Raw genomic sequence first — 2,736 nt, 5'->3', positions numbered from 1 at the left:
TTCATCTGCAGCACGATGTTCGTGAGGACCGACGCCGCCTCGAGCTGGTTCTGGAAGTTGTGCGAGTAGTAGCAGGCGGCCAGACAGCTCTTGCAGCTGATGCATCGCCCGTAGTCCAGGACGTTCCTCTTGTTCATCCGGCTCCCCCGGTCACTCCCTCTCGGCCGCCGAGCGTCGTCCGCGGCCAGTCCCGTCTTCCTCTCGTGCGGCCGCGACGCGGCCGGTCGGTCTACTCCTCGGGGCCGACCTTCGCCCCGACGGCGGAAACGTCATACCAGCGGGTCGTGTCGTTCGGCTTCCACTCGAAGAGCCCGCGAGCGTCCGGTACGTAGCTCGGTACGGCGACGATGCCGCACGGCATGCGGTCGGTCACGGTGACGAGGATCCTCGTCTCACCGCGCTCGGATGCGAGTGCGACGGTCGAGCCCTGCTCGATGCCGAGCTTCTCGGCGTCGGGCTCCGACACCCAGACCTCGCAGTACGGCTTCTGCGCCTGCGGGAAGCTCATCCGCCCGGTGATGGTACCGTCCCACCGGTGCAGCGGATGGATGTTCTCGACGAAGGTCATGCCGTCGCCCGCGTCGCCGAGCATGCCCGCGATGGCCGCGTTCGTGTCGATGCCGGGGTCCGGGTGCTCCGCCTTCGCCTCAGAGACGCGAAGCTCGGTTCCGACCTCGCGCGCCAGAATCTCGAGCATCTGTCGAACGGAGCGGCCGTCGCCCCTCGGCGGCGCCATCGCGGAGACCTCGTTCGTTATCGTGAGCGACGCGTCGTACGAGCCGTCCATCTCGGTCCAGGCGGTCTGCGGCAGCGCCGCGTCACTGTGCTTCGTGACGTCGTTCTCGAAGATGGCCGACGACGCGAGAAGCTCCAGCTTCTCGAGCTCGTCCGGCGAGACCGCACCCGGATAGAGCTGGAGGATGTCGGGTCCGAAGACGAGAAGACCCTTGAGGCGGCCTGCCTCGACGGCCTTCAGAATGTCCGGTACGGTCTTCGCGGAGCCCACACGCCTGTGGGCGCCGATGGCGTTGCCGCCCCGGAAGAACGGCGCGTACTTGCCGCCGGCCGCGTCGGCGATCGCCTTCGAGAGCTTGCCCGTGAGATAGGCCGCCGTCGAGTCGCCGAACCTGGACGACGTGACGACCACGACCTTCTCCATGTCCTTGAGCTGTGTGCCGACCTCGTCGAAGTCCTTCGCCGTCGTGCCGCAGATCGAGCACGCCTTCTGCATGTCGACGTCGGCGCCGCCGGCCTTCATGGCCTTCAGGATGGCCGCGAGAGCGACCGGCTCGGTGTCGGGCGCGACCTGGATGTGGCCGTCGGCGAACCAGTCGGTGTTCGTGCGGTACGGGTTGATCGTGTAGATGCGGTTCTGCCGCGACGAGTGGCGCGCCGCGATGACCCGCTTCGCGATGCAGGGATGTCCCCAGAAGGCATCGCCCACGATGAGGAACGCGTCGGCATCGTCGAGGTCCTCCGGCGTAGCGTTGCCGGCGCCGCCGCCCATGAGGAGCGGGTAGTCGCCGCCGTCGTACGCCGCGGCGATGTTCGTCGTTCCGAGCACCTGCCCGGCGAACGCGACGGCCGCGTCGTAGTCCTCGTTCGAGAGCTCGGTGCTCAGGATCATGCCGACGGCGTCGCCGCCGGCCTCCTTGAGATCATTGAGCTTCCCGGCGATCTTCGTCACCCCGCTCGAGAGCGGCACCCGGCGCCGGTTGACCGTCGCCGACAGGAACCGCTTCGGATGGAGCAGGAGTTCGAAGTTGTAGTGACCCCGCGCACAGAGTCTGCCTTCGTTCGCCCTGGCCTCGGTGTCGAGGTCGACGCGGACCGGGATGTCCATGTCCATCTCCATCCCGAACCCGCACTGGAGCGAGCAGAAGAGGCACGACGCCTTCCTGATCTCTGGCATCTCAACTTCCTCTCGGGCCAAGCACCGTCGTCTAGACCTAGAACGGATCCTCGAACTTCGCGACCTGTGCCGCGGTCATGACCGGGCCATCCTTGCAGATGAAGTACTCGCCCATCATGCAGTGGCCGCACTTGCCGAGGCCGCAGCTCATGTTGCGCTCCATCGAGTGGTAGATGTTGTTCGGGTCCATGCCCTTCTCGAGGAGCTTGATATTGACGAACTTGAGCATGATCGGAGGACCGCAGACGCACGCGACCGCGGTCTTCATGTCGAACGGCAGGTCCTCCAGCAGAACCGTGATAACGCCCACCGTGCCGTCCCAGTCTGGATGCGGCGCGTCGATCGTCTGGAGCACCTCCGTGTTCGGCTTGTTGTTCCACTCCGGCAGAAGGTCCTTGTAGACGATGTCCGCCGGCGTTCTCGCGCCGTAGCGGATCGAGACCTTCTTGTAGCGCTCGATGTTGTCGAAGAGCGCGAGGATCAGCGAGCGCAGGGGAGCGAGACCGACACCGCCGCCGACGATGAGGATCTCCTTCCCGTCGAAGTCCTTCATGTTGTAGCCGTTGCCGTAGGGACCCCTCAGGCCGACCATATCGCCGACCTTCATCTCCTCGAGGGCCTCCGTCACGGCGCCGACCTTCATGATGGTGATCTCGAGGGTCTCCTCGACGTTCGGGTTCGAGGACGGTGTGAACGGCGCCTCCCCGACGCCGGGCACGGTGAGCTCGACGAACTGACCGGCCTCGAACGTCAGCGGCTCCTTCGGACGGAACCGGTACGTCGTGATGGTCGGGGTCTCCGGCTTGATCTCCTCGATGACGCTC

The 2,736-nt window shown here is 65.9% G+C and carries 3 protein-coding genes; all 3 read right to left on the bottom strand.

Features of this window, described 5'->3' with window-relative positions:
* On the bottom strand, positions 1–137 hold a 137-nt coding region (locus GF405_08960), incomplete at its 3' end, for a hypothetical protein (GenBank protein MBD3368279.1).
* A 92-nt stretch (positions 138–229) separates the two neighbouring features.
* Positions 230–1,912, bottom strand: coding sequence for a hypothetical protein (locus GF405_08955; GenBank protein MBD3368278.1), 1,683 nt, complete (start codon positions 1,910–1,912; stop codon positions 230–232).
* Between the two features lie 37 nt (positions 1,913–1,949).
* On the bottom strand, positions 1,950–2,736 hold a 787-nt coding region (locus GF405_08950), incomplete at its 5' end, for an oxidoreductase (GenBank protein MBD3368277.1).

Source organism: Candidatus Effluviviaceae Genus V sp. (assembly GCA_014728125.1).
Classification (GTDB): Bacteria; Joyebacterota; Joyebacteria; order Joyebacterales; family Joyebacteraceae; genus WJMD01.
Note: the sequence above shows the minus strand (reverse complement) of the source record. Positions and strands in the feature narration are given on the sequence as shown.

What these genes read in the sequence shown, in the direction of transcription:
- GF405_08955 (MBD3368278.1), bottom strand. Translation starts at nt 1,912, where the DNA reads ATGCCAGAGATCAGGAAGGCGTCGTGCCTCTTCTGCTCGCTCCAGTGC.